This is a genomic window from Flavobacterium sp. GNP008 (assembly GCF_056428965.1).
Window position 1 is genome coordinate 1 of the sequence record NZ_JBWJVL010000052.1, and the last position, 249, is coordinate 249.

Annotated in this window: 1 protein-coding gene; it reads right to left on the minus strand. The window is 64.3% G+C overall.

The genetic code is table 11. From position 1 onward, the window contains the following. On the minus strand, positions 1-249 hold a 249-nt coding region (locus AC0608_RS13850), incomplete at both ends, for an amidohydrolase family protein (RefSeq protein ID WP_478289486.1).

Here is a 249-nt window from a genome sequence, read left to right on the forward strand (position 1 = left end):
GATCGAGTACAGCGGCAGGCCCTGGCTGCGAATTACCTCATAGTCGCTGTCTGCCGAGAGAATCAGCAGGTTGGCCGCCCGCCCGGGGGCCAGGCCGTACCGGTCACCCAGGGCCATGGCCTTGGCGCTGTTGTCGGTGACCAGATCGAGGGCGCTTTGCAGGTTGCGGTAGCCGAGCATATGGCAGATGTGCAAGCCCGCTTCCAATACGCGCAGGATGTTGCCGTTGCCCAGCGGGTACCACGGATC